A 25,113-nucleotide genomic window follows, 5' to 3' on the forward strand; every position below is an offset into this window, starting at 1 on the left:
TTGTATGGCACTGGGTTTTACCCCGGTCGTGCAGATTTATGGCGAAAACGCGGATCTGCTCAACCAGCGTCTGATCAGTTGGGAACACATTGATGCCGCCGGAATCGAGTCCGATCAGCTGACCCTGACCATTGATCTGGAAGGCCTGGAAGGGCTGCCGAAACTCGGCGGGAAAATCGGCCTGCTGGCGGGTTACCTGGAAATGGAAGAAATGGTCGACAAGGGCCAGTTCAAAGTCACTCGCCTGACGCCCACGCTGTTTCCGCTTCGCCTGACCCTGGTGGCCACTGCAGCGCCTTTTACCAAGGATGATGAAACCGGCTTCAAGCAGCGCCGCACCGCCAGTCATGGACCGACGACGCTCGGTCAATTGTTTAGCAAACTGGTGTCGCAGCATGGCTTTTCATCACGTGTCGCAGCGGATGTGTCGTTGATCAAGATCGCCCACGTCGACCAGTCCAATGAAACCGACATGGGCTTTCTGACGCGGCTGGCGAAGAAGTACAACCTGGTCGCCAAACCTTATGGCGATGCGTATGTGCTGGCGCGGCCCGGTCAGATCAAATCAATCTCGGGCCAGAAACTGCACGATGTGACGCTGTCGGTCACCCACGACAATCGTCCCGGCGACCAGGCTTTCATCAGCGCCACGCTGGAAGAGGCCGCCCGCGAGCAGGCCAAGGGCTGCAAGACCTGTTTTGTCGATGCTGTTACAGGCGTTTTGCATTGGGTCGAAACGGGACTTGCGCCGTTCAAGACCATCCGCCAGAAGCAACCCAATGAAGCCGACGCCATTGCCGTGGGAGAAGGCGAAGTGCGCAAAATGCTTCGGCAGAAGTTCAAGGTGAAGATCACCTGCCCGGGCGATCCGCGACTGGCCGCTGAAGGCCTGGTGCTGCTCGATGATACCTGGCCGGATTTCATGCGCGGGCGCTGGTCGATCGACAAGGTCACCGCCAGCGGTAATCGCGAGAACAGCTATCGCTGCCTGATCGATGCCAGCGGCCTCGATCCAAAGGCTGAAGACTGATCTCTCAACACCACAAATCCCTTGTAGGAGTGAGCCTGCTCGCGATTGCGGTGTGTCAGTCACCATCGACGCTGACTGCAAGTCCGCTATCGCGAGCAGGCTCACTCCTACATGAGTCCTGCGCAATTCTCATCATTCTGGAACATCCCCATGAAGATCACCCCGATCCTCACGCAGCTGCGTGGGCAGTGCCCTGGGCTTGCCAATCACATTTCGGTGGGCGTCGATCTGGCGTTGCTGCAAGGCAATCCCGATCTGCCAATGCCTTCGGCGCATGTTCTGCCGCTGGCGGATCTGGCCAGCACCAGCACTGCACAAAACCTCACCGCGCAACCGATTCGCGAGCGCTTCGAAGTCGTCCTCGTGCTTGACGCCAGCGAGGCTACAAAAGCGCTGGATCTGTTGCACGACCTGCGCGCTGAACTGTGGCGCGCGTTGGTGGGGTTCAAGCCGGACAAAGACTACAGCGCCATCGCCTATGACGGCGGTGAACTGGTCTCGATCAACAGCAGCCGCGTGTTCTATCGGCTGCGCTTTTTTGCCGAGTTCCAGCTCGGCCGCAATCTGCCGAGTCAGCCTGCGGAGAGTTGGCACGAACGCGAACTGGACGGTTTGTCGTCCTTTACCGGGGCCACCGTGCGGGTCGATGCGATCGACCCCGCCGACCCCAACCTGCAACGCCCGGGCCCCGATGGGCGCGTGGAACTGACTTTCTCTGGAGACGTAACCCCATGAGCAATCGCATCACCGTACTGCCGGCCGCCGGCCGTGTCGTACCTGACCCGAAGGCCGGCGATCTGCTGCCGCTCGAAGGCCGTGAAGTGCTGGACAGCGCCTGGTGGCGCCGGCGTCTGGCCGACGGCGATATCACAATCAAAACCGCAAAAGCGGCTAAACCACAGGGAGCCAAATAATGGCGATCGGATTCAGCAACATCCCCGCGGACATTCGTGTACCGCTGTTCTATGCCGAAATGGACAATTCGGCTGCCAATAGCGCGAGCTCGACCCTGCGTCGCTTGATCGTCGCTCAGGTCAACGACAACATTGCCCCGACCGAGGTCGGCAAACTGGTGCTGGTCTCCAGCGTTGCACTGGCTAAAAGCATCGGCGGCCAAGGCTCGATGCTTGCTTCGATGTACGAGACCTTCCGCAAGGCTGACCCGATCGGCGAGATCTGGTGCCTGCCGCTGCACAACACCGAAGGCGCCATCGCCAAAGGTGTGTTGACCCTCACCGGCACCGCGACCCAGGCCGGTCTACTCAATCTCTACGTCGGCGGCGTGCGGGTGCAGGCTACCGTGGTCAACGGCGCAACCGCTGCTCAGGCCGCCACGGCGCTGGCGCAGAAAATCAACGCCACGGCCGACCTGCCGGTGAGCGCTGCCGTTGCCGAAGGCGTAGTCACCCTGAACGCCAAATGGACTGGCGACAGCGGCAACGACATCAGCCTGCAATTCAATCGCCTGGGCAAAAGCAACGGCGAAGAAACCCCGGCCGGCCTGACCAGCGCCATCACCGCCATGACCGGCGGCGCCGGTGTGCCGGATCAGGTTGAAGCGATCGCCGCACTGGGTGATGAGCCATTCGAATTCATCGCGTTGCCATGGTCCGATCTGTCGACGCTCAATACCTGGCAAGCCGTCATGGATGACAGCACCGGTCGCTGGTCGTGGGCCAAGCAATTGTTCGGTCACGTCTACAGCGCCAAGCGCGGCACCGTCGGCACTCTGGTTGCTGCCGGCCAGGCACGTAACGACCAGCACATGACCATTCAGGCGCTGGAGCCGGGCGTTCCGCAACCGTACTGGGTACAAGCTGCCGCACTGGCCGCACGCACCGCGGTGTTCATCTCTGCCGACGCCAGCCGTCCGACGCAAAGCGGCAGCCTGCCGGGCGTTGATCCGGCACCGGCGAGCGAGCGCTTCACCCTGACCGAGCGTCAGTCGCTGCTCAACTACGGCATCGCCACCGCGTACTACGAAGGCGGCTACGTGCGCATCCAGCGCTCGATTACTACTTACCAGAAAAACGCTTACGGCCAGGCCGACAACTCCTATCTGGACAGCGAAACCATGCACCAGTCGGCGTTCATCGTCCGTCGTCTGCAAAGCGTGATCACCAGCAAATACGGCCGGCACAAACTGGCCTCCGACGGTACCCGTTTTGGCGCCGGCCAGCCGATCGTCACCCCGAGCACCATTCGCGGCGAGTTGATTGCGCAGTACGCCAAGCTCGAACTGGAAGGCCATGTCGAGAACTCCGAGCTGTTCGCCGAGCACCTGATCGTCGAGCGCGACGTGCAGGACCCGAGCCGCGTGAACGTGCTGTTCCCGCCGGATTACATCAACGGTCTGCGCGTGTTCGCACTGCTCAACCAATTCCGTCTGCAGTACGACGACGCGGCTTGATCAGCGCGTTTGACCACCAGCATTCAGCCCACCTCGCGTGGGCTTTTTTATTCAAGGGAGTAACACCATGGGTCAACTGATTGCAGGCACCTGCTACGTCAAGGTCGACGGCGCACAACTGACTATCAATGGCGGCTGCGAAGCCCCGCTGATGGCCGTTAAACGCGAAACCGTCGTCCCCGGCTTCTACAAGGAAACCGACATCGCGCCGTCGTTCAAAGTGACCGCGCTGCACACCGCCGACTTCCCGCTGAAGAAGCTGATCGAAGGCACCGACATTACCGTCACCTGCGAATTCAGCAACGGCAAAGTCTACGTGCTGGCCGGTGCGTATCTGGTCGAAGAGCCAGTCTCCAAAGGCGATGACGCCACCATCGAACTGAAATTCGAAGGCATCAAGGGGACCTGGCAATGAGCGGCGCCGTGAAGCTTCAGGTTGCGATCGAAGCTCACGGCGAGCCCCTGACCGAACTCGTCCTGCGCCGTCCGACGGTGCAGGAAGTGCGAGCGATCAAGGCGCTGCCGTACAAGATCGACAAGAGCGAAGAAGTCAGCCTCGACATGGACGTGGCGGCCAAATACATCGCCGTGTGCGCCGGCATTCCGCCGTCGTCGGTCAACCAGTTGGATCTGGCTGACCTCAATGCGCTGAGCTGGGCCGTTGCGAGTTTTTTCATGAGTGCGGCGTCGGCGCCATCACCGACCTGATCGCCGTCGCCTATGACCTGGCCTGGTTCTGGAAGGTTGACCCCGAACAGATGATGGCCAGGCCACTGGATGTGCTCCGCGAATCGCTGGAGCACGCGCAACGGATCAACGCGATGCAGCAGGTGCAGTGATGGCAGACGAAGAAACCAAAGTGAAAACGCCGGTGCTGATCACCGGCATCGACGAACTGTCGCCCAAGCTAGGCGCCCTTCAGGCCAAGGTCGAGAGCTTCAAGAAAAATCTCGAACAGGCCGGCCTCGGCAAACTGGACATCAGCGGTCTGTTCAAGGGCGGCAGCGTGATCCAGCCGTTCGTGGACGGGATCAAATCGGCGGCGGCGTTTCAGGGCAAATTGACCGAAGTCAGCGACACGGCAAAAACCGTCGACCTGCCCGCCACGCCGAAAGTCGCTGCACAGAACATGAACGTGTTCAGTGCCTCGATGGAGAAGGTTTCGGCGGCCGTCGACGCCGCGCTGGTGCCGGCGGTAGGGGCGTTGGTGGTCGGGCTGGAACCGATGCTGACGCAGGTCGGCAGCCTGCTCGCCGACAACCCGAAACTGGTCGAAGGTCTGGCGGCGGGGGCGATTGCCTTCTCCGCCATGCAAACCGCCGTTACCGGTATGACCCAGGTGATGGACGTCATGAGCATGGTGCTCAAGACCAATCCGATCATGCTGATCGCCATGGGCATCGCGGTAGCGGCCGGTTTGATTTATGCCAACTGGACGCCGATCAGCGCGTTCTTCAAGGGCCTGTGGGAGGGCGTGAAAAACCTCGGTGCGAGTGCGATGGCAACGTTGCGCTCGATCCTCGATTGGCGACCGCTGGATGCACTGGCGGCATTGTGGTCACCGATCGCGGGATTCTTCTCCGGGATCTGGGACAAGGTCAAAGCCGTCACTGCGCCGGTGATCGACTTCTTCAAGTCGGTGTTCTCCTGGACACCCGCCGGCATGATCATGGACAACTGGGCGCCGCTGACCGGGCTGTTTTCGGCGATCTGGGAATTGCTCAAGGCCTTGAGTGTGCCGGTGATGACGTTCCTCAAAGGCCTGTTCGACTGGACGCCGTTGGGCATGATCATCAACAACTGGGGGGCGATCACCGGGTTCTTCGGCTCGATCTGGACGGCGCTGCAACCGGCGGCACAAGCGATCAAGGATTTCTTCGGCACGTTGTTCGACTTCTCCCCGCTGGGGATGATCGTCAATAACTGGGGCAGCATCGTCACGTTCTTCGAACCGATCTGGACCGCGTTGCAAACGTCGGCGCAGCAGATCAAAAGCTTCTTCCAGAGCTTGTTCGAATGGTCGCCGCTGGAACAGATCGCCATGTACTGGCAACCGATCAGCGAAGTGTTTTCGGCGCTGTGGGGCGTGGTGCAAGCGCTGGCTGCGCCGGTGTTGGAGTTTCTGCACAACATGTTCGAATGGACACCGTTGGGGCAGATCATCAAGAACTGGGGGCCGATCACCGAATGGTTCGGCGAGTTGTGGCAAAAGCTGCAAACCGTCATCGCACCGATCAAAGAGCTGTTCGACGGTGGCTTTGCCGGACTGATCGCCAAGGTCACCGGCAAGGTGGAAACCTTCACCGAAGCACAACGCCAGACCAATGCCGAAGGCAAAGGCGAACTGGCGCCAGCGTTCTTCGGCGCGAGCCCTCAAGCTTCGAGCAACGGCGCGCTACAGGGTGGATCGTTGCCACAGAGTTCCGGTGCCCTGATCCAGCAAAGCGCCGCCAACAACCGTACGCAACTCGAGGGCGGCCTCACGGTGCGCTTCGAAAATGCTCCGGCGGGGCTGCGCACTGATCAACCGCAAACCAATCAACCGGGCCTGGCGTTGTCGTCGCGCATCGGCTATCGCTCGCTGTCGGCAGGAGGTTCCAATGAACTGGCGTGACCGTTTGTTGCCGGCATCCTTTCGCGGTGTCGGCTTCTGGATCGATCAGGCGAAAACCCCGGTCGGTCGCAAAGGTCAGCTGCACGAATATCCGCAGCGTGACCTGCCGTATTTCGAGGACCTCGGCCAGCAGGCCAAGACCCACGACATCACCGCATTCATCATCGGCGCTGATTGCCTGGAGCAGCGCGACAAGCTGCTCAAGGCGTTGGAAGCGGGCAGCGGTGAGCTGGTGCATCCGTGGCTGGGACGGCTGCAAGTCAAGGTCGGCGAGTGCGACATGACCCACACCCGCCAGGACGGCGGGCTGGTGACTTTTGCGCTGAAGTTCTATCCCGACCAACCATTGCCGTTCCCGACCGCTACCGTCAGCACGCAGAAAGTCTTGTTGGTCAAGGCCGACTCCTTGCTGGGTTCGGCGGTGGCGCGCTTCGAACAGGCGATGACGCTGATCAAGGCTGCGCGGATCGGCATCGCCAATCTGCGCAACAGCCTGACCGGGGTTTATGAGGTGATCAAAGAGCAGCTCAAACCGCTGATCGAGCAGTACAAACAGATCACTGAACTGGTCAAGGCCGTCAAGGAATTGCCCAAGGAAGTGGCTGCGGAGTTCAAGGGTTTGCTCGGTGATATCAAGGAACTCAAGGCGTTCGCGAAGGAGGGCTACCGTGGCGTGATTGCCGACGTGTCGCAACAACTCGAAGCGATCCGCAAGGCCGATGCGCCGAAGATCACCACCGGCAAGGACACCAACGCAGCGGCGCAGGCCATGGCCGATCTGGTGCAAGACACGATGCTGGTCAAGGTCGCGCAATGGGTGGCGTCGATGCCGGTGGCGACAACCCCGGTGAAGCTGCAATCGACACCCTCGGTGGGGCAACAGGCGACAACGCCGGTGAGCCGCCAGGAAGTGCCGGTCAGTGACGATATGAAAGCGCTGCGCGCGGCGGTGTCGGCGGCCATCGATCCGATGTTGGCGAAGGCCGGTCCGGCGCACTTTCAGGCGATCAACGATGTGAAAGAGGCTCTGGTGGCTCACCTCAAAGCGGTGGCTTCGTCCGGCGTGCGCCAGGTCAGCAAGGCGTTTCAGGAAAGCTTTCCGGCACTGGTCGTTGCCTACAAGCAATTTGGCGATGCCACGCGGGTCGATGAAATCACTCAGCGCAACGGGATTACCCATCCGGGATTCTCGCCCAACGAAGTCAAAGTGTCCGGGGAGTGAACCATGAGCGAGATGGATAACCGCGTCACGCTGACGGTCAACAACATGGAATACGGCGGCTGGAAAAGCGTGGAAATCACCGCTGACCTGGAGCGCCAGTTCCGCACCTTCAAACTCGACATCACTTGGCAATGGCCGGGGCAGGCCGTCGATCAGCGGATCAGCCCCGGCGATCCCTGTGAGGTGAGGATCGGCAAGGATCTGCTGCTCACCGGTTACGTGTTCAAGGCGCCGATCCGCTATGACGGCCGGCAGATCAGCCTGACCCTGGAGGGCAGCTCCAAGACTCAGGATCTGGTCGACTGCGCCGCCAGAAACCAGCCGAATCAATGGCAGGAGCAACCGCTGCTGAGCATCGTTCAGGCGCTGGCGATGGAGTACGGCCTGATGGTGGTCAATGAGATTCCCGAGACTGCACGGCTGACCAAACACACGATCGTGCCGGGTGAAACCGTGTTTCAGTCGATCGATCGTCTGCTCTCGCTGCTACGGGTGTTTTCTACCGATGACGAGCAGGGCCGACTGGTGCTGGCCAAGCCTGGCAGCGGCGGGCGCGCGAGCGATGCGCTGGAGCTGGGCAAGAATATTCTGTCGGCCAATGCGCCGATGGATCAGAGCCAGGTGTTTTCCGAGTACCGGGTGATCGGCCAGCAAAAGGGTTCGGACAAGAAGAGCGGGGCGGCGGTCAGCGAAGTTGAATCGACGGCCGCCGACCTGACCTTCAAACGTCGGCGCACCACGGTGATCAACGAAGGCACGCAACTGACCTTTGAGTTGGCGCAGCAGCGTGCCCAATGGGAAAGCGCCACCCGCATGGGCCGGGCGCAGACCACTACGTATCAAGTGCAGGGCTGGCGTCAGGCCAACGGCGATCTGTGGCGCCACAACACGCTGGTGCGGGTGAAAGATCCGGTGCTGGGATTTGACGGCGACATGCTGATTTCCAAAGTGACGTATTCGCTGTCGGCACAGGGTTCGGTGACCACGCTGCAAGTAGCGCCACCGCATACCTTCGATGCCAATCCCAGCCCTCCGAAAAAAACCTCATAGGCCCTGAAAAGATCGCAGCCTTCGGCAGCTCCTACCGGTGTACGCCGATCCTATGTAGGAGCTGCCGAAGGCTGCGATCTTTTGACGTCGGCCCGTTTCATACAGGAACCAAGCATGAGCCTACTGACACGCCTGCTGGCGCGCGGCACTGTCGTGCTCGCCAATTCGGCATCCAAGCTGCAATCGTTGCAAATGCGCCTCACCGCCGGCGAGGTCAATGACGACCTCGAACACTTCGAACCCTACGGTTTCACCAGCCATCCGCTGGCCGGTGCCGAAGGCGTCGTCACGTTCATCGGCGGCGACCGTTCCCACGCCATCGCCCTGGTCATCGCCGATCGCCGCTATCGCCTGCAATCGCTGGCCGCCGGTGAAGTGGCGATCTACACCGACGAGGGCGACAAAATTCACTTCAAGCGCGGACGGATCATCGACATCGACACCGCCACGCTGAACATCCGCGCCAGCAGCGCGGTGAACTTCGACACGCCGGTGATCAATCAGACCGGAAAAATCGTCTCCACCGGCGACCAGTTGGCCGCTGGCATCAGCCAGATCAAACATGTGCACGTCGGCGTCCAGGCCGGCAGCGGCCAGACCGGCGCGCCGGCAGGAGGCAAGTAATGTTGATCAGCCCGAACCTCCACGCCGCGCTGACCCGCGCCGTGCTCATCAGCCTGTTCACCTGGCGCCGTGCCGCCGATGACGACGCCCTCGACGACGAAGAGCGCTTCGGCTGGTGGGGCGACACGTTTCCCACCGTCGCCGACGATCGCATCGGCTCGCGGCTGTGGCTGCTGCGCCGGGTCAAGTTGACCCGACAGACCCAGATGGACGCCGAGTTCTATGCCCGCGAAGCCTTGCAATGGCTGATCGACGACGGTCATTGCAGCGCCATCGACATTCTCAGCGAACGCCTCGACGCCCAGCGCCTGAACCTGCGCACGGTCCTGACCCTGGCCGATGGCGAACGTCTGGACATCAACCCCGATAACAGTTGGCAGGTGATCTATGCCGTTTGAAACCCCTTCGCTGCCGGTGCTGATCAAGCGCACCCAAAGCGACCTGGCCGGCGATTCGCTGCGCCAGTCCGATGCGCAAGTGCTGGCCCGAACCCTCGGTGGCGCCGCTTATGGTCTGTACGGTTATCTCGACTGGATTGCCGAGCAGATCCTTCCCGACAAAGCCGATGAATCGACTCTGGAGCGCATCGCTGCGCTGCGCCTGAACCAGCCGCGCAAAGCCGCGCAGGTGGCCACTGGCAGTGTCAGCTTTACCGCCACTGCCGGTGCGGTGCTCGACGTCGATACGTTGCTGCAAACCAATGACGGGCGTACCTACAAAGTCACGGCGGCGCGCACCACGGTCAACGGCAGCAACAGCACCACCATCGCCGCGCTTGACGCCGGCAGCCTGGGCAATGCCGACGCCGGTCTGGTGCTGACCCCGGTGCAGCCGATCACGGGCATCGTCAGCAGCAGTTTTGTCCTGCTGGCGCCGGGGCTTAACGGGGGGGTGGCGCGCGAAAGCCTGGAGTCGTTGCGCTCGCGAGTGATCCGTTCGTATCGGGTCATTCCTCACGGTGGCTCGGCCAGCGACTACGAAACCTGGGCACTGGAAGTGCCGGGCGTGACGCGGGCCTGGTGCCGTGGCGGCTTTCTCGGGCCGGGCACTGTCGGCGTGTACATCATGCGTGACGATGACCCGCAACCAGTGCCGAACGACGAGCAACTGGCCGAGGTGCAGGCCTACATCGAGCCGTTGCGCCCGGTCACGGCAGAAGTACACGTGCGTCCGCCGATTCAGGTGCCGGTGGTTTATCGCCTGAAGCTGACCCCCGACACCAGCGCCGTGCGCGCGGCCGTCGAAACCCAATTGCGCGACTTGCACAACCGCGAGGCTGACCTCGGCGAGGATCTGCTGATCAGCCACATCCGCGAAGCCATCAGCAGCGCGGCGGGTGAAACCGACCATGTGCTGAGCGCCCCCGTCGCCAACGTTTCGGCCAATGACAGCGAACTGCTCACCTTCGGAGGTTGCGTATGGGGGGCATAAGAACTGCCGCGCAATATCAGGCGCAACTGCGCGCCTTGCTGCCCAGTGGCCCGGCCTGGGACCCGGAGCGTGTGCCGGAGCTGGAAGAAGTGCTGCAAGGCGTCGCGGTCGAACTGGCGCGCCTCGACGCCCGCGCCGCCGACCTGCTCAACGAGATGGACCCGGCCGGCGTCAGTGAACTGGTGCCCGACTGGGAACGGGTGATGAACCTGCCCGACCCGTGCCTGGGCGCCACCCCGCTGTACGACGATCGTCGCCTGGCCGTACGCCGGCGCTTGCTCGCGGTCGGCAGCCAGGCCGTCGGTTATTACCTTGAAATCGCCAAAAGCCAGGGCTATCCCAACGCCACCATCACCGAACTCGAAGCACCGCGCATGGGCCGTTCGCGTTTCGGCTCGGCACATTGGGGCACGTGGGAAGCGCAGTTCATGTGGACGCTCAACACCGGCGGGCGCCTGCTGCTGGGCCGGCGTTTCGGTGCAAGTTATTGGGGCGAGCGTTTCGGCGTCAACCCGGGCTCGGCGCTGGAGTGCCTGATCCACCGCAGTGCGCCGGCGCATACCAAGGTGCACATTAATTATGACTAGGGAGGAATGACGGGATGGATTATCCGAACAGTGTGCCCAGCGCCGGCTTGGTGAATGGGAAATTTGTTGATGAAAACCCGATGACCGGAACCCCAGGATCGCTGATTCCGGCGGAGTGGGGCAACGGGGTGACGTTGGAGATTCTCAACGTGATCAATGCGGCTGGGTTGACCCCGGACGAGAAGAAGTACGATCAGCTGTTGCAGGCGATTCAGAGCGTTTCGGCCAAGGGCTGGAATCTGGATTCGGCGTTGCCGATCGGCTCGTTGCCAACCGCTACCGTGGCTACGGCAGACGGGCGATTGCCGATCACGCCGACGGCGTTTGCCACCAGTGGCGGGCGCTTATCAATTCTGCCGGGTGTGCTGGTCAGCCTCGGCCAGGAGGTGTTGGCCGGTCAGTTGGGACGGCCGCGCACTTTTACCACGCAAGCCTGGAGCAGCGGCGATCTGTTGCCCAACTCCGGTTACTTTCTGCGAGCGCAAGTGGTCGCCGGTGTGCTGACCTTCTACACGCAGCGCGGCATCATCTATGACGCCACGCCCGAGGGATTGAAGGGCACGATCAATGGTGCGGCGGGCGGTGGTTTTCAGTCGACGCCTTTGGATCTCTGTCTGGCGTGGGTGGTGACAGCCGGCCCCGGCTCAGTACCGATTGTCCGGCCGATGTATAACCGTAGCCGCTTGTCGTGGACGCAAACAATCAGCGGCAATGGCGTGGTGTACCTGCCACTGGACCCGCATGCCCGTGCCGCGCGTCTGGTTGTGGGCAATGCGACGCCGCATCCGACGCAAGTCACCGCTATGAATTTTGCTACACCCGGTTGGCTGGGCGCCAACTACTGTTTTCTCAACCCGAAGGCTGCCGCGTCGAGCAACTGGGATGGCTGGGCCATTGCGGGTGAGACGGTGCGGATTATCACCAACAACGAGGTGAATGACACAACCGTTTCGACATTGACCGCAAGCTTCGACCACAGCATGTTGCGTTCCCTGTGGCAGACCTATCAAGCCGAACACGCCTTGGGTGCCGATAACGGCACAAGTGACGAATTGCTGTTCAGCATGGGCATCAAAAACATTCTCCCGAGCGACTACGCCAACGGTATTGCGATCAACTTTGCAGCGGCGGTGAATATCAATCTTTCCTGGGAGTTGATCCGATGATCATCATTCAAGAACTGCATCAGTTCGAGGACGGCTTGCGCGCTGCACAACCTTCCCCGGCCCATGACTGGGATGGTGAAGCCTGGCACCTCAATGTTGGCAGAGTGGCCGAACTGGAGCTGCAAGACGCCGAACGCCTCTGCGACAAAATCGACGGCGTCGCGGACAGCGTCCGCACGGTGCTGGCGGGCGATCCGCTCAAAGCCATGGAATACGCCCAGGCAGCCGCTGACGCGCAGGCTTATCAAGACGCCGGTTACCCGAAAAAGGAAGTGCCGTTGTCGGTCGCTGCCTGGGTGGTCAAAGGTCGTACGGCCAAACAGGCTGCCGAGCAGATTCTCGGCAAGGCCGATGAACTGACCGATCACCTGCTGACCCTGCGCACCCTGCGTCTGAAAGCCAAGGCGCAGATTCGTGCGCAGGCCGCCAAAGGCAATCTGGAGCAGGCGCACAGCGCAGGTGCTGAAGCATTGGTCGCGATTCGTCAGCTGGTCAGCGGTGTTTCCGGCTAAGCCAAAAAGCCTTCGTTCTGCGTCACCCAAGCCCACTTCAACGTGGGCTTTTTATTTTCAGAAAACCGACCGTAGACGGACACGCTTGAAACGCTGTGTCGGGACCGGTCATTTGTCATTTCAAAGGAACGAACAACCTATGGATTATCCAAAAAGCGTCCCCAGCGTCGGCCTGGTCGATGGCCGCTTCGTCGATGAAAACCCGTTGGCTGGCACACCGGGATCGTTGATTCCGGCGGTGTGGGGCAACAGTGTCACCGAAGAGTTGCTAAGCGTTATCAAGGCAGCCGGAATCACCCCGGCCGAAGCCGCTACGGATCAGTTGTTGGCGGCATTCAAAAAACTTCTGAGCCTGGCCAGCCCAATGGCATCACGGGTGACAGAAGTTTCTGGAACAAAGACGTTGATTGCCGATGAGCTGGGGCTGGTCTTGATCAGTGCCAATGGGGCTGATGCGACCATCACCTTGCCGCCGGTGAACGCTCTTACCGGTGTCTGCGACGTCATTGTCCGTCGAACCGACAACAGCGCTAATCGCTTGGTAGTGCAAGCGGCCGGCAATGATCGAATCAGATTTCATACTCATCTGTCGGCAAACGGCTACCCGTTTCTGGTGCTGATGGGGGCGGGCGACTGGTGGCACCTGCGCAGCGATGGTTCGGGTAACTGGTGGCCGGTCGGGCGCTTCGATGGCAGTGCGCTGGGACGGATTGTATTTGAGACGTCGACCGCGCTCAGCCCCGGTGGATATGGCGCACTCAACGGTCGTGAGTTCCAGCGTGCCGAATGGCCGTGGCTCTGGGATCACGCCGTGCAATCGGGGATGTTGCGTGCCGAAGCCGACCGCGCCGGTGGCTGGAGCAGCGGCGACGGCATCAAGACTTTTCGCGGGCCGGAGGTTCGCGGCGAGTTCCTGCGGATGCTGGATGAACAACGCAATATCGATGCGGGCCGAGTGCCCGGCTCCTGGCAGACGGGTACCAACATCGCCGGTGATAACGGCTCTGCCCCGGCGGTTCACGCGATCGGCAATCTGGCGACGATCGGGGCAGATCCGACCGCTTTCCTCGGCCTGACTTACTACGTCGCTGCCACTAATGCTGAAAACTTCAGCGCCCCGTATTGGGGAATGGCCCGACCTAGAAACATTGCGTATCCAGGTCGCCTGAAACTGATTTGAGGTATTTATGGCTTATTACTATGTCAACGAACTCACCCGGGAACTGACCGGGCCCGTCGAACTGCCAGCCTGCCCAGGCATGGGGGTGGTCATGCCGGGCAATGCAATCGAGTTGCCGCACGTATTGCCGGCTGCCGATTCCGGGCATGTCTGGATATGGCGCGATGAACGCGCCGTGCAAATGGTCGATCTGCGCAACCGCACGGTGTTTCGCAAAGACAATGGCAATCCTCAGTATTGGACCCAATTAGGCCCGCTGCCCGATGAACTCACGCTCAAGCCAAGGCCGAGTATCTATCACTGCTGGAAGAGTGACGACTGGGCACTTGACGTCGAAGCCGAGCGCGCAGGCCTGATCGCGCAGGCGCAAATCGATCGGGACGGCCGACTGCGCGATGCGGTCATTCGGGTGGCACCTCTGCAATATGCCTATGAAGTGGGCGAGGCCAGCAGTGATCAATTGACCACCCTGCAGGCGTGGAAGCGTTATGCGTTGACATTGGCTCGGATCGAGCAGCAGCCAGATTATCCATCGGTAATCGATTGGCCTGCGGCGCCTGTCACCCAGGTTGTTTCGCCGGTCGCATAACTCACAACTCACTCACTCAATCAAAACCCTACAGGCGCCATTCTGCTGCTGGCTTTCGGCTGCCTGTAAAAAAAGGAAGGCTGTGCCTTGGACTATCCAAAAACCATCCCCGGCGTTGGCCTGGTCAACGGCGGATTTATCGATGAAAACCCTGTGGCCGGAACGCCGGGATCGCTGATTCCTGCTGCCTGGGGCAACAGCGTCACGCAAGAAATTCTCAACGCGATCAAGGCCGCGGGATTGACCCCTGATGAAGCCAGAACCGATCAGTTGGCCACGGCCATTGGCGCATTGGTCGACTTCACCAAGCTGAAAAATACCCCGACCACGCTCAGTGGTTATGGCATCACCGATGCAGTGGGGCGGCTGCTGGCTGTCAGGCAGATTGAAACAGTCGGGATCACCGTTTACATGCCCAACCCGAAAACCAAACGCATTCGTGTGCGCCTGGTTGGCGCGGGTGGTTCCGGTGGTGGGTGCGCACCGGTGCCGGCCAATAATCAAATCCTTGGCGGTGGAGGTGGCTCGGGCGCCTACGCCGAAAGCCTGTATGAGGTGACGCCACAAATGTTCGCCGGCGTACCGGTTTCCCTGGGCGCAGGTGGCGCAGTGAGTAACACCACAGGTCTGTCGGGTGGCGGCGCATCCTTCGGTTCTTACATGAGTGTTTCGGGAGGCGGTGGCGGTCAGAAACTGGCGATCGTCGTCACGGGCACCTCATCCGGATTCATTCAGGGCGGCGTGGGTGGTGCGGTGACTGGCGGCAATCTCTGCAGTGCCCGGGGCATCACCGGCGGATTTGGCATGAGTAATGCCAATTGGGGCCTGCTCTCCGGTTGCGGTGCGGCGAGTGCGTTCGATGGCGGCGGCCCGTTCACTGGATCAAACACGGTGGGCAATGCCGGCGTGCGGGGTTCGGGTGGCAGTGGCGCGTGCTCGGTCAACCCTTCTGCTTCAGTCGTCAGCGGCGCTGGCGGCAACGCCTTTTGCGAAATCTGGGAGTACGAGTAATGGCCGTTTATGCACGGATCGAAAATGGCGTGATCGTCGAACGGATCGACACCGGTGATTACGCAATCAGCGAGCTGTTTGCACCGTCGTTTGTCGAGTCGATGGTCCGCGTGCCAGACGACATGGCGCTCGACATCGGCGCACCGATGAGCGCGCTCACGCCAGCCATCGAGCCGCAGCCTGTCTTGCCGCTTGCCACTGTCGCGCCGGCGGCTGTTGTCTTGGAACAAGCGCCTGTGGCGCCAGAGCGTACTTGGCGCGAAGCGTCTCTTTCAGCGACCGAATGGTGTGTGACGCGTCATCGCGATGAGCAGGCATTGGGGCGTGGAACGACGCTCAAGGCCGCGCAGTATCTGGAGTTGCTGGAATACCGCCAGGCGCTGCGTGACTGGCCTGAGGCCAGCGGTTTCCCTGCAGTGGTTTCTCGGCCGACAGCACCGCAATGGTGGGTCGCCAATGCGGGTTGACGTCCGCGGTTTCAGGCATTTTCAGACAAGGAGTTGAATCATGGATTATCCAAAGAGTGTTCCTAGCGCCGGATTGGTAGATGGCAAGTTTGTCGATGAAGATTTACTGACGGGCAAGCCGGGCTCGTTGATTCCGGCCAGTTGGGGTAATGGTGTTACGCAGGAGTTGTTGACGGTCATCCAGAGCGCGGGGCTGACACCGTCGGAGGCCGCCAATAATCAACTGCTCAGTGCGCTGCGCAGCAACAATCTGTTCGTCACGGCACCGCAGTTCAATCAAGGCAAAGCGGTCGCCACCACCGAGTTCGTCGCCCGCGCGGGTCTGCAGTTTTCCGGGTTCGTGTCCTACCCTGCGAGCACTGTCCTGACCGTGGCCAACGTGGGCGGGGTGGCGAGTTTCGCCAGCGCAACGCCGATCACCGCAACGTTGCCTTCCATCAATGGCATTGCCCATGCCAGCACGCTACACGTGATCAATGCGGGCAACGGTGTTCTGACCATCAACCCTGCCGCTAACGAACAAATTGAAACCTGCAACGGTACGTTCGGGGCACTGAAGCTCGGGCTCGGCGACTCCGCATGCCTGATCAAACTGGCGAGCCAATGGCGGCTATACGCAGGGTCGATCAGCGATCGTTATGCAACGGCGCATTCGGGTGTCTATGGCAACGTCGGCTATCAACGGTTTGCCAGCGGCAACATTGAGCAATGGGGCGTGGGCACAACGGATGCGAAGGGCGAAGTCGACGTGATTTTTCCAATCTCCTTTCCTACAGCCTTTTCTTCGCTGGTGGCTACTCATGCTGGCGGTGACGGCGCAATGGTCATCCTGATTGCGGGTTCTGGAAAGCAACAAGGCTGCAAGCTCAAGGTTCGTGATTTCGGCGGCAGCATTGCTGCGGGTTGGGGCATCAATTATTTCGCAAAGGGCTATTGAATGAATCCGTTCAACGTTTTGTTCAGCGCCAGCACCCGGGGCGTTTATGTAGCGGGTATCAACTCCACTGACATTCCCGATGACGTCATCGAGATTCCTCAGACTTACTGGATCTCGCTGCTGCAGCAATTGGCCGTTACGGCAAAGGTGATCGGCGTGCGTGCGGATAACGGCTATCCGATTCTGGTCGATCCTGCGCCTCCTTCGGCCGATGAAGCAGCCGACGCCGAGCGCCGTTGGCGCACCGCGCAACTGGCCGCCACCGACGGATTGGTCGCGCGCGATCGCGATGAACTGGAAGACGGCGGCGGCACGACGCTGACCACCGAGCAATATGCCCAATTGCAGACGTATCGCCGCCAATTGCGCGACTGGCCGCAGGGTTCTTTTTTCCCGTTCAGCGAGCATCGGCCACTGGCGCCGAACTGGTTGGCGGCTGCGCTCTGAATCTTTTGAGAGATTGAAATGGATTATCCAAAAAGCGTTCCCGGCTCCGGCTTGGAGAACGGCAAGTTTGTAGACGAAGACCCGGTTGCGGGCAAACCCGGTTCACTGATCCCGGCCAGTTGGGGCAACAGCGTTACCGAAGAAATTCTCAGCGCGATTACTGCTGCCGGTTTGACTCCGGATGACCAGCAGACCAATCAATTGGCGCAGGCGATTCGGCAGTTGTCGAAGCCCGATCCGTTGCAGCAATTCCCGGTGCAGGTGTACCGCAAAAATCTGCTGATCAATAGCGGATTCGATATCTGGCAACGCGGGACGACCAATCAGGGGCCAAATATTGGTGGTTACGTGGCTGATAGGTTTCGCTGTGACTGGAACGGTAATGCGGCTGTAGCGATCAGCCGGCAGAGCTTCGTTCCAGGGCAGACCGAGGTGGCCGGTGAGCCGGCGTATTTCCTGCGCTGGCAGCAGACCACGGCGGGCGTCGGCGCAACGGAGCATAAAATTTCCCAGGCTATCGAGTCGGTTCGAACGCTCGCGGGGAAAACAGCCACCGTCACCTTCTGGGCTCGATCCGATGCGCCACGCACACTGAAAGTGGCTTTCGCGCAAATTTTTGGCGCAAGTGGTTCGGAACCCGTGGCGAAAGCCGTTGACGCCTTTCAATTGAATACTGCCTGGACAAAGTACAGCGCAACCTTTCAGGTGCCGACCATTGCCGGGAAAATGCTCGGCACCAATGATTGCCTGAGACTGGCATTCGACCTGCCACTCAACGTTGTGCAGACGGTTGATCTGGCGCAACTCCAGTTGGAGGAAGGACCGGTTTCCACGCCTTTCGAATACCGTCCGGTCGCTGAAGAGTTGATGTTGTGTCAGCGATACTTCGAGAAGTCTTTCGCCAACCGTTTACCGATTCAGGCGAACAATGGCGTCAGTACGTGCGTTCTTTCGTTCAGTCAATCGGCAGGTGCCAACGCTGGCCAATATGGCTTGGCCATCCACATGCAAATACTGAAGCGAGTGCAACCTACCGTCGTGCTGTATTGCCCTGCAAATACAGGTAATCAGGTCTGGAACTACACGGTACAAACAGCCTGTACGGGGACGTTCGTGCACGGTGTGACGCAGCGTACTTTCGCGCTTAGCACGGTGACATCACCCAACAGCGCGCCCGGTAACGGGTTGCAGATTGAATGGACAGCGGACGCTGAAATCTAGGAGTGACACATGACATACCAATTGACGGCGTGCGGCGTATTGCGCATGGAGGATTCAGCATTCATCCCCCAGGATCCGACCAATCGCGACTGGACTGAGTATCAGGCCTGGCTGTCATCGGGCGGGCAAGTGCTGCCATTGGACGAAGCACCTGAAGCGGCAGCGGGCAGTAACCTGAAAACTCTGGCAAATAAATGGCTGGCAGGCATTGGTCGTCAGCCGTGATTCAATCGCGGGAATATCCAGGGAGGATCAAGCATTATGCAAATAACTGAAAACAACCTTATCGACATCATGCCCAGCGCCCGCTCCCAAGCGGGCGTTTTTGTTTCTGCGCTCAACAGTGCCATGGCTCGCCGCCATATCGACTCGCCAAAACGCATCGCTGCGTTCCTTGCGCAAGTCGGTCATGAGTCCGGGCAATTGCGCTATGTGCGTGAACTGGGCAACAACCAATACCTGAGCAAATACGACACCGGCACCTTGGCCTTGCGTTTGGGCAATACGCCAGAGGCTGATGGCGACGGGCAAAAATACCGTGGGCGTGGGCTGATTCAGATCACCGGCCGCAGCAACTATCGCCAATGCAGCCTTGGGCTGTTCGGCGATGAGCGTCTGCTGTCGTTGCCTGAACTGCTCGAGCAACCACAATGGGCAGCCGAATCGGCAGCATGGTTCTGGGAACAGAACGGCCTCAGCGAGCTGGCCGACCGCGATCAGTTCAACACCATCACGCGGCGTATAAACGGCGGGTTGAACGGCTTGCAGGATCGTCTGGAGATCTGGGCGCGGGCGAGGGCGGTGCTATGCCTTTCTCCTGGCGCGTGATCGGCCTTCTTTTGCTGGCCGCGGGCGCTTTTGCGGCGGCCTGGCAGTTGCAGGACTGGCGCTACGGCCGGCAACTGGCCGAGCAGGCCCGGTTAAACGCTGAGGTGCTGAACCAACAGAATCTGGCCGCCGCCTCGGCCCAACAGGTCGAGCAGGATAAACGTCTGGCGCTGGAGCAACGGCTCTCGGCCAGTGAACAAAGCCACTACCGAGCGCTGAGCGATGCCCAACGTGATCAAGATCGCTTGCGCGATCGTCTTGCTACTGCTGATGTGCGCCTGTCGGTCCTTCTCGACGCCGGCGACGTTGCCCAAGGCTGCAACGTGCCCGCCTCCGCCGGCACCGGCGGCGTGGATCATGCAACCGTACGCGCCCGACTTGACCCGGCGCATGCTCAACGAATTATCGCCATCACCGACAGCGGCGACCGCGGACTGATTGCCTTGCAGGCGTGTCAGGCTTATGTCAGAGCGTTGGCGCCCGAACATTTTGAATGAGTCTGTGTATTGAAAGCGCAACCGGCTCGTGTACGGTGGAGGCATTCCACACGATCCGGAGAGCGCCGTGAAAGAGATCACCCAACTGGCTGCCGAGCTTGGCCGACGTCTGCAAGTGCTCAATGCCCACGTGACCACCGCCGAGTCTTGTACCGGTGGTGGCATCGCAGAAGCGATCACGCGGATCCCCGGTAGTTCGGCGTGGTTTGAGGCCGGTTATGTGACGTACTCCAACCGGCAGAAAACCCTGCAACTGAATGTGCCGACCGAGTTGTTTGAAACGGTGGGCGCGGTCAGTGCCGAAGTGGTCGAGGCCATGGTGCGTGGCGCTCAAGACAAAAGCCTGGCGCGATTTGCCGTGGCGGTCAGCGGCGTGGCCGGACCGGACGGTGGTTCACCGAGCAAACCGGTGGGCACGGTGTGGCTGGCCTGGGGCGTTGGCGAGGCGGTTACCACTGAGGTTCAGCACTTCCCGGGTAACCGCGATGAAGTCCGCCGACAAACGGTGAAGGCCGCGCTAGAGGGGCTCCTGCGACTAGCGGCACGAGAAATCGAAAATCAGGGGTAGGCGATCCGCGAACGCTGTGGAATAATACTGGCTACTTATACAGGTGTTGGCCGTCAGGCCTTATTGATTACGTGAGGACTTTAATGGACGACAACAAGAAGAAAGCCTTGGCTGCGGCCCTGGGTCAGATCGAACGTCAATTCGGCAAGGGTGCCGTGATGCGTATGGGCGATCAGGACCGTCAGGCGATCCCGGCTATCTCCACTGGCTCTCTGGGTCTGGACATCGCACTCGGCATTGGCGGCCTGCCAAAAGGCCGTATCGTTGAAATCTACGGTCCGGAATCTTCCGGTAAAACCACACTGACCTTGTCCGTGATCGCCCAGGCTCAAAAAGCCGGCGCGACCTGCGCATTCGTCGACGCCGAACACGCCCTCGACCCTGAGTACGCCGGCAAGCTGGGCGTCAACGTCGACGACCTGCTGGTGTCCCAGCCGGACACCGGTGAGCAAGCGCTGGAAATCACCGACATGCTGGTGCGCTCCAACGCCGTTGACGTGATCATCGTCGACTCCGTGGCAGCCCTGGTACCGAAGGCTGAAATCGAAGGCGAAATGGGTGACATGCACGTGGGCCTGCAAGCCCGTCTGATGTCCCAGGCGCTGCGTAAAATCACCGGTAACATCAAGAACGCCAACTGCCTGGTGATCTTCATCAACCAGATCCGCATGAAGATCGGCGTGATGTTCGGCAGCCCGGAAACCACCACCGGTGGTAACGCGCTGAAGTTCTATGCTTCGGTCCGTCTCGACATCCGCCGTACCGGCGCGGTGAAGGAAGGCGACGAAGTGGTTGGCAGCGAAACCCGCGTCAAGGTAGTGAAGAACAAGGTCGCTTCGCCATTCCGTCAGGCCGAGTTCCAGATTCTTTACGGCAAAGGCATCTACCTCAACGGCGAGATGATCGACCTGGGCGTGCTGCACGGTTTCGTTGAAAAATCCGGCGCTTGGTATGCCTACGAAGGCACCAAGATAGGTCAGGGCAAGGCCAACTCGGCCAAGTTCCTGGCGGACAACCCGGAAATCGCCGCGAAGCTCGAGAAACAACTGCGTGACAAACTGCTGACGCCGACAGTGATCGACTCCAAGGCTTCTGCAGTCAAAGAGACTGAAGACGACCTGGCCGACGCTGACATCTGATTGCAGCGATGACCACCGCCGTACTCGATACCCTCGTCGCGGTGCGACGAACCGCCATGGACCTGCTCGCACGTCGCGAGCACGGTCGAGTCGAGCTGACACGCAAACTGCGTCAGCGCGGCGCCGAGGCGGAGATGATCGAAACAGCCCTCGACCGTTTGACGGAAGAGGGCCTGCTTTCCGAAGCCCGTTACCTTGAAAGCTTTGTTTCCTACCGTGCCCGTTCCGGCTATGGCCCTTTGCGGATTCGCGAGGAACTGAGCCAGCGCGGCTTGCAACGTGCCGATATCGAACTCGCCCTGCGCGAAAGCGGTATCAATTGGCAGGAGCAACTTCAGGACACATGGCGCCGCAAGTTCTCCGGGCATTTACCGATTGATGCCAAAGAGCGGGCCAAGCAAGGCCGGTTTCTGGCGTATCGAGGGTTCTCGATGGAGATGATCAACCGCTTGTTCAGCGGTCGAGGCATGGACGATTAAAACCGACTCAATAAAAACGGCCCGCTATGAAAATAGCGGGCCGTTTTTTTTTGCCTTCAAATTGCCTTTGACGGTTCGCGCGAGCGCTCAACTGTTTGCGGTCTTGAATCGGCCCAGTTTTCCGGCAGGTTGATGTAATCGATCAGCTCCCTCAGGCGCCCGTGAGTGCGTGCATTGAAAGCGAAGGCCAGTCGCGCCAGATGACTGAACTGCGCTTCATCGTGTTCCTCGCCGGCGTAGGCGTGTTGATGAAACTGGTCACTCAGGCACAGATCGGCGAATGCTTCCTGCATGTGCGCCAACGCCTGATCGCTGAGGGTGTGATGCATGCGAATCACGAACTGCCGCTTGAGCCAGCGGCTGGAGTGGAAGTTGCTGTAGAACTGGTTGATCTGTTCCACTGCCTCTTCAACGCTGTAGACCAGACGCATCAGCTTCATGTCGGTCGGCAAGATGTAGCGGTTTTCCTCCAGTTGCTGACGAATGAAATCCATCGCGCCTTGCCAGAAGGTGCCGCCCGGTGCATCCAGCAGTACCACCGGCACCAGCGGGCTTTTGCCGGTCTGAATCAGCGTGAGTACTTCCAGCGCTTCATCCAGCGTGCCAAAACCGCCCGGGCACAGCACCAGCGCGTCAGCTTCCTTGACGAAGAACAGCTTGCGGGTGAAGAAGAAGTGGAACGGCAGCAGATTGCCAGTGCCGTCGACGGTCGGGTTGGCATGTTGTTCGAAGGGCAGGGTGATGTTGAAGCCGAGGCTGTGATCACGGCCGGCCCCTTCATGGGCGGCGGCCATGATGCCGCCCCCGGCGCCAGTGATGACCATCATGTCCGAACGCGTCAGGGCGGCGCCGAGTTCACGGGCCATGGCATACAGAGGATGTTCGACTGGCGTACGCGCCGAGCCAAATACGGTGACTTTGCGTCGGCCCTTGAATTGTTCCAGTACCCGAAATGCCTGCTCAAGTTCGCGCAGGGCCTGCAGGGTGATCTTGGCGTTCCAGCGGTTATGGTCTTCCTGAGCCATGCGCAGCACGGTCAGGATCATGTCGCGGTAAATGGGAATGTTCGGGCTGTTGGGGGAAACACGGCTGAGTTGTGCTTCGACCTGGCTGATAAGGTCGGGGCCGCTTTCCTGAAAATGACGGCTCAAGAGGTCATTCGGTTGGTAAGGCATTCAACGTCTCCTTCTGCACAGAGCGGATGGCCCTGACGAGCGGCGTCAGTGCCGCGCTGCAAAAAACACACGATCGGCAGTTCCTTGCCTGCCGTTGAAAAATGATCGGAATACTCTGAATCTAGACCTTGGCGCGCATTTGCGCTGACTTGATCATTGCGCCGTAAAGTTTTGGCTGGCAACCGTTTATTGATTTTCAGCCAGTGTCATCACCGCTCGTCCGAAGGTGCGCCGAGCGGCAATCGCTCTGATTAACTAACTGACAGGCGCCGTACGACAACTTTGCGTCATCGACCGTACGCAAGGTGCACGCGATTCAAGGATTAGCGGGTGGCAAGGAGGCGGGACACATGGCCAGAGTGATTCTGGAGATCGATACGCAGCTGTATCGGATGTTGAAAGCATCAGCCGAGACCAATCATGTCAGTCTCGAAGAAGAGTGCTGCCGGCGGTTGGCGGGCGGCGAGCGCCGTTCGCACTATTTACAGGCCTTGCTGGCCGAACTGCGCGCCGAGGATGAACAGCGGCGCGCCAATTCGCGATGATTACTTCTTCTTCGCCGGGCCGGCTTTCGGGCAATCCGATTCCTGGTAGCTGGCGGAGCCGATCGCCTTGTTGGTTTTCACTTCGGTGAAGTCGTAACGCATGATCGCGCCCTTGGCCATCAGCTTGCGAAACGACGGGTTGTTGCACACCGAGGCGCCCAACTGGAAATACACGGCTTTGGGGTCAGCGCGCATTTTGTCGGCGTGGCTCTTTTGCACGCTCAGGTGGTTGATCAACTGCGTGCCTTCAACGGTGAAGCCCTGATCAAGAATGTCTTCGCTGATGGCGCGTGGCGTACCGACGCTGCTCTGGGCGGCGACGTTACGCAGCTCGCGGTTCAGATTCTGCTCACTCAGGGAGGCAGCCTGAGCGGTGAAGGACGACGCCAGCAGAATGGCAGCGGTGGGAACGATAAGGCGCAGCATGAAAATCTCCTGATTCGGTGGCTGGTGGTTCGACCAGCCTCGGGGCTGTGCGTTCAGTGGCGGCGAATTATAGGGGAGCCGGTCGGGAGGGTACAGGCTTGTGCCCGTCGCTCTGGTAAACTGCCGGCTTTTATTGCCCTGCCGAGTGCTGTGCGTGTCGAGTTTTCCTGCCGTAAGGCGTTGCCCGTGACCCATCATGCCCCCAACGCCGTCGCCCGTTTGCGTGATCAACGCGAAGATGAAGGCATCAAGCCGATCCAGGCCCGTGGCTTTCGCTCCGAACGCTGCCGAGACTGCCGGGTCATCATCAGTCATTGCCTGTGTGCCTGGCGACCCAGTGTCGAAACGCGATCGGCCGTGTGCCTGATCATGACCGGCAAGGAAGTGTTCAAGCCGAGCAACACCGGTTGGCTGATTGCCGACGTGGTGCGTGATAACCATGCATTCATCTGGTCGCGCACCGAGCCCGATCCGCAGATGCTGGCGCTGCTCAACGACCCGCAATGGCAGCCGTATCTGGTGTTCCCGGGCGAGTACGTCGAGCCGTCGCGAGTGACCAACACCGTCGCTGTCGATAGCAGCAAGCGCCCGCTGTTCATTCTGCTGGATGCAACCTGGACCGAAGCGCGGAAGATTTTCCGCAAGAGTCCGTATTTCGATCGCTTGCCGATCTTGAGCCTGTTGCCCGACAAACTTTCGCGCTATCGCTTGCGCCGCTCGACCCGCAGCGAGCATCTGTGCACCGCCGAAGTCGCGGCGCTGTGCCTGGAGTTGGCCGGTGACTCGGACGCCGCTTCTGCGCTGGACGCCTATTTCGACGTGTTCAGCCAGCATTACCTCGGCGCCAAGCAGCAATTGGACATGAATGAGTCCACCCCCGCCCATGCCGAGTTGCAGCCCTATATACGAAAGCCGCAGCCAGAGTTGGCGCCATAGTGGCCCATACTGTACGCAGCGG

The 25,113-nt window shown here is 60.2% G+C and carries 32 protein-coding genes; 30 read left to right on the forward strand and 2 right to left on the reverse strand.

All coding sequences use genetic code 11. The features are described from left to right. The first annotated feature begins 4 nt into the window (after nt 1-4). The 28 genes from ACQ4MY_RS02505 to recX all read left to right on the forward strand — a co-directional run bounded on the left by ACQ4MY_RS02505 (nt 5) and on the right by recX (nt 22,009). Nucleotides 5-1,030: a phage late control D family protein gene (locus tag ACQ4MY_RS02505; protein ID WP_440093519.1), complete on the forward strand. Its 1,026-nt coding sequence runs from the start codon at nt 5-7 to the stop codon at nt 1,028-1,030. Nucleotides 1,031-1,180: 150 nt separating this feature from the next. Further along, entirely contained in the window at nt 1,181-1,765 is a 585-nt protein-coding gene (locus ACQ4MY_RS02510; RefSeq protein ID WP_158830762.1) for a phage tail terminator protein, read from the forward strand. Further along, complete coding sequence (locus ACQ4MY_RS02515; RefSeq protein WP_440093521.1) at nt 1,762-1,944, forward strand: DUF2635 domain-containing protein; 183 nt, start codon at nt 1,762-1,764, stop codon at nt 1,942-1,944. The genes ACQ4MY_RS02510 and ACQ4MY_RS02515 overlap by 4 nt, the downstream gene beginning before the upstream one ends. Further along, entirely contained in the window at nt 1,944-3,440 is a 1,497-nt protein-coding gene (locus ACQ4MY_RS02520; protein WP_440093523.1) for a phage tail sheath subtilisin-like domain-containing protein, read from the forward strand. The genes ACQ4MY_RS02515 and ACQ4MY_RS02520 overlap by 1 nt, the downstream gene beginning before the upstream one ends. Nucleotides 3,441-3,507: 67 nt before the next feature. Then, nucleotides 3,508-3,855: a phage tail tube protein gene (locus tag ACQ4MY_RS02525; RefSeq protein WP_007908779.1), complete on the forward strand. Its 348-nt coding sequence runs from the start codon at nt 3,508-3,510 to the stop codon at nt 3,853-3,855. Further along, nucleotides 3,852-4,148, forward strand: a complete 297-nt coding sequence (locus tag ACQ4MY_RS02530; protein ID WP_007908778.1) for a phage tail assembly protein — start codon at nt 3,852-3,854, stop codon at nt 4,146-4,148. Before ACQ4MY_RS02525 ends, ACQ4MY_RS02530 begins: the two co-directional genes overlap by 4 nt. A gap of 130 nt (nt 4,149-4,278) precedes the next feature. Next, on the forward strand, nt 4,279-6,054 hold the full coding sequence (locus tag ACQ4MY_RS02535; RefSeq protein WP_440093525.1) for a phage tail protein: 1,776 nt from the start codon (nt 4,279-4,281) through the stop codon (nt 6,052-6,054). After that, the gene (locus ACQ4MY_RS02540; RefSeq protein WP_440093527.1) at nt 6,041-7,276 is read left to right on the forward strand and encodes a DNA circularization protein; all 1,236 of its coding nucleotides are present in this window, start codon (nt 6,041-6,043) and stop codon (nt 7,274-7,276) included. The genes ACQ4MY_RS02535 and ACQ4MY_RS02540 overlap by 14 nt, the downstream gene beginning before the upstream one ends. A 3-nt stretch (nt 7,277-7,279) precedes the next feature. Further along, complete coding sequence (locus tag ACQ4MY_RS02545) at nt 7,280-8,326, forward strand: phage baseplate assembly protein (protein WP_008077140.1); 1,047 nt, start codon at nt 7,280-7,282, stop codon at nt 8,324-8,326. 114 nt (nt 8,327-8,440) lie between these two features. Continuing rightward, a complete protein-coding gene (locus ACQ4MY_RS02550; protein ID WP_008077143.1) occupies nt 8,441-8,950 on the forward strand; it encodes a phage baseplate assembly protein V in 510 nt (169 codons plus the stop codon). Beyond that, nucleotides 8,950-9,348 carry a phage GP46 family protein gene (locus ACQ4MY_RS02555; protein ID WP_008077144.1) on the forward strand — a complete coding sequence of 133 codons (399 nt, stop codon included), beginning with the start codon at nt 8,950-8,952 and terminating at the stop codon, nt 9,346-9,348. The genes ACQ4MY_RS02550 and ACQ4MY_RS02555 overlap by 1 nt, the downstream gene beginning before the upstream one ends. Then, entirely contained in the window at nt 9,338-10,381 is a 1,044-nt protein-coding gene (locus ACQ4MY_RS02560; protein ID WP_440093529.1) for a baseplate J/gp47 family protein, read from the forward strand. Before ACQ4MY_RS02555 ends, ACQ4MY_RS02560 begins: the two co-directional genes overlap by 11 nt. Beyond that, the gene (locus ACQ4MY_RS02565) at nt 10,369-10,968 is read left to right on the forward strand and encodes a YmfQ family protein (protein ID WP_440093531.1); all 600 of its coding nucleotides are present in this window, start codon (nt 10,369-10,371) and stop codon (nt 10,966-10,968) included. Before ACQ4MY_RS02560 ends, ACQ4MY_RS02565 begins: the two co-directional genes overlap by 13 nt. A 14-nt stretch (nt 10,969-10,982) precedes the next feature. Further along, the gene (locus ACQ4MY_RS02570) at nt 10,983-12,134 is read left to right on the forward strand and encodes a phage tail protein (protein WP_158830770.1); all 1,152 of its coding nucleotides are present in this window, start codon (nt 10,983-10,985) and stop codon (nt 12,132-12,134) included. After that, complete coding sequence (locus tag ACQ4MY_RS02575) at nt 12,131-12,646, forward strand: phage tail protein (protein ID WP_440093534.1); 516 nt, start codon at nt 12,131-12,133, stop codon at nt 12,644-12,646. Before ACQ4MY_RS02570 ends, ACQ4MY_RS02575 begins: the two co-directional genes overlap by 4 nt. Before the next feature lie 139 nt (nt 12,647-12,785). After that, nucleotides 12,786-13,826 carry a phage tail protein gene (locus ACQ4MY_RS02580; RefSeq protein ID WP_440093535.1) on the forward strand — a complete coding sequence of 347 codons (1,041 nt, stop codon included), beginning with the start codon at nt 12,786-12,788 and terminating at the stop codon, nt 13,824-13,826. 7 nt (nt 13,827-13,833) lie between these two features. Beyond that, complete coding sequence (locus ACQ4MY_RS02585) at nt 13,834-14,415, forward strand: tail fiber assembly protein (protein WP_440093537.1); 582 nt, start codon at nt 13,834-13,836, stop codon at nt 14,413-14,415. 87 nt (nt 14,416-14,502) lie between these two features. After that, nucleotides 14,503-15,426: a hypothetical protein gene (locus ACQ4MY_RS02590; protein WP_008077154.1), complete on the forward strand. Its 924-nt coding sequence runs from the start codon at nt 14,503-14,505 to the stop codon at nt 15,424-15,426. After that, nucleotides 15,426-15,893, forward strand: a complete 468-nt coding sequence (locus ACQ4MY_RS02595) for a phage tail assembly chaperone (RefSeq protein WP_440093539.1) — start codon at nt 15,426-15,428, stop codon at nt 15,891-15,893. Before ACQ4MY_RS02590 ends, ACQ4MY_RS02595 begins: the two co-directional genes overlap by 1 nt. 40 nt (nt 15,894-15,933) lie before the next feature. After that, nucleotides 15,934-16,830 carry a gp53-like domain-containing protein gene (locus tag ACQ4MY_RS02600; protein WP_008077156.1) on the forward strand — a complete coding sequence of 299 codons (897 nt, stop codon included), beginning with the start codon at nt 15,934-15,936 and terminating at the stop codon, nt 16,828-16,830. Further along, nucleotides 16,831-17,277 (forward strand): hypothetical protein, encoded by a 447-nt coding sequence (locus ACQ4MY_RS02605; RefSeq protein ID WP_008077157.1) that lies wholly within the window; start codon nt 16,831-16,833, stop codon nt 17,275-17,277. An 18-nt stretch (nt 17,278-17,295) separates the two neighbouring features. After that, entirely contained in the window at nt 17,296-18,498 is a 1,203-nt protein-coding gene (locus tag ACQ4MY_RS02610; RefSeq protein WP_440093542.1) for a carbohydrate-binding protein CenC, read from the forward strand. Between the two features lie 9 nt (nt 18,499-18,507). Then, nucleotides 18,508-18,723, forward strand: a complete 216-nt coding sequence (locus ACQ4MY_RS02615; protein WP_440093544.1) for a hypothetical protein — start codon at nt 18,508-18,510, stop codon at nt 18,721-18,723. A gap of 36 nt (nt 18,724-18,759) precedes the next feature. Continuing rightward, nucleotides 18,760-19,326 carry a glycoside hydrolase family 19 protein gene (locus ACQ4MY_RS02620; RefSeq protein WP_440093546.1) on the forward strand — a complete coding sequence of 189 codons (567 nt, stop codon included), beginning with the start codon at nt 18,760-18,762 and terminating at the stop codon, nt 19,324-19,326. Then, nucleotides 19,305-19,823, forward strand: coding sequence for a lysis system i-spanin subunit Rz (locus ACQ4MY_RS02625; protein WP_440093547.1), 519 nt, complete (start codon nt 19,305-19,307; stop codon nt 19,821-19,823). The genes ACQ4MY_RS02620 and ACQ4MY_RS02625 overlap by 22 nt, the downstream gene beginning before the upstream one ends. Before the next feature lie 67 nt (nt 19,824-19,890). Then, a complete protein-coding gene (locus ACQ4MY_RS02630) occupies nt 19,891-20,391 on the forward strand; it encodes a CinA family protein (RefSeq protein ID WP_440093549.1) in 501 nt (166 codons plus the stop codon). A gap of 83 nt (nt 20,392-20,474) precedes the next feature. After that, on the forward strand, nt 20,475-21,530 hold the full coding sequence (gene recA, locus ACQ4MY_RS02635) for a recombinase RecA (RefSeq protein WP_008077164.1): 1,056 nt from the start codon (nt 20,475-20,477) through the stop codon (nt 21,528-21,530). Nucleotides 21,531-21,538: 8 nt separating this feature from the next. Further along, nucleotides 21,539-22,009, forward strand: a complete 471-nt coding sequence (gene recX / locus ACQ4MY_RS02640; RefSeq protein WP_440093551.1) for a recombination regulator RecX — start codon at nt 21,539-21,541, stop codon at nt 22,007-22,009. A gap of 56 nt (nt 22,010-22,065) precedes the next feature. On the opposite strand, the gene ACQ4MY_RS02645 is transcribed toward recX, so the two are convergent. Continuing rightward, nucleotides 22,066-23,184 carry a TIGR00730 family Rossman fold protein gene (locus tag ACQ4MY_RS02645; RefSeq protein ID WP_440093553.1) on the reverse strand — a complete coding sequence of 373 codons (1,119 nt, stop codon included), beginning with the start codon at nt 23,182-23,184 and terminating at the stop codon, nt 22,066-22,068. Between the two features lie 350 nt (nt 23,185-23,534). On the opposite strand from ACQ4MY_RS02645, the gene ACQ4MY_RS02650 reads away from it, so the two are divergent. Then, nucleotides 23,535-23,729 carry a hypothetical protein gene (locus tag ACQ4MY_RS02650; protein ID WP_008077170.1) on the forward strand — a complete coding sequence of 65 codons (195 nt, stop codon included), beginning with the start codon at nt 23,535-23,537 and terminating at the stop codon, nt 23,727-23,729. Here the strand turns inward: ACQ4MY_RS02650 and ACQ4MY_RS02655 are convergent, their stop codons facing one another. Next, complete coding sequence (locus tag ACQ4MY_RS02655) at nt 23,730-24,155, reverse strand: PA3611 family quorum-sensing-regulated virulence factor (protein ID WP_008077172.1); 426 nt, start codon at nt 24,153-24,155, stop codon at nt 23,730-23,732. It abuts the gene before it with no gap. Nucleotides 24,156-24,341: 186 nt separating this feature from the next. On the opposite strand from ACQ4MY_RS02655, the gene ACQ4MY_RS02660 reads away from it, so the two are divergent. Continuing rightward, entirely contained in the window at nt 24,342-25,091 is a 750-nt protein-coding gene (locus tag ACQ4MY_RS02660) for a tRNA-uridine aminocarboxypropyltransferase (protein WP_440093555.1), read from the forward strand. Nucleotides 25,092-25,113 lie beyond the last annotated feature (22 nt).

The organism is Pseudomonas sp. SM4, from assembly GCF_051913165.1.
In the GTDB taxonomy this organism is placed as follows: Bacteria; Pseudomonadota; Gammaproteobacteria; order Pseudomonadales; family Pseudomonadaceae; genus Aquipseudomonas.